This is a genomic window from Lactobacillus jensenii DSM 20557, assembly GCF_001436455.1.
In the GTDB taxonomy this organism is placed as follows: Bacteria; Bacillota; Bacilli; order Lactobacillales; family Lactobacillaceae; genus Lactobacillus; species Lactobacillus jensenii.
In genome coordinates, this window is the sequence record NZ_AYYU01000072.1 from 1 (window position 1) to 504 (window position 504).

The following is a 504-nucleotide window of genomic DNA, read 5'->3' on the forward strand; positions in this document are numbered from 1 at the left end:
CTAATTTTCGTTGTTGAAGAGAAAGAAGAGAATCAACTTTATCTAAAATTCTACCAATTTTTTCTTGTTCGTCGATTTTAGGTAGTTTGAAAAAAGTATTTGATACGTAATTCCAATCTGAACGAGGCATTTTTGTACCTGTTGTATAATTGGAAACTTTTTCAAATAATGGTGCTTGGATTAAGTAATATAAAAAATAGCGATTATCTTTTGCACGAATAACCCAAAAGTCTCCGACTGCAACACCTGGAAATTCAGCTAGCCACCAATTCTTAAGATAAGGTCGCAATTTACCAAAAAGAATATCACCTTTATCAAATTTAATTCCTGATTTTATATGATTAAGTTTGGAACGATTCTGAGCTAATTTCCCTTCACCAGAAACGATATTTTCAAATTCAATTCTTGGAAAATCAATATCATCTGAAGTAGAGTTTTTTGTAATTTTAGATGAAAAAGTTAAAAATTTTTTGTTCTTCCAAGGCTCATCAAACCCACGAAATC

Annotated in this window: 1 protein-coding gene; it reads right to left on the reverse strand. The window is 30.6% G+C overall.

What is annotated here, in order from left to right; genetic code table 11:
• Positions 1–504, reverse strand: a 504-nt coding sequence (locus FC45_RS07490) for a restriction endonuclease subunit S (protein WP_162257478.1), incomplete at both ends; no start/stop codon positions are given.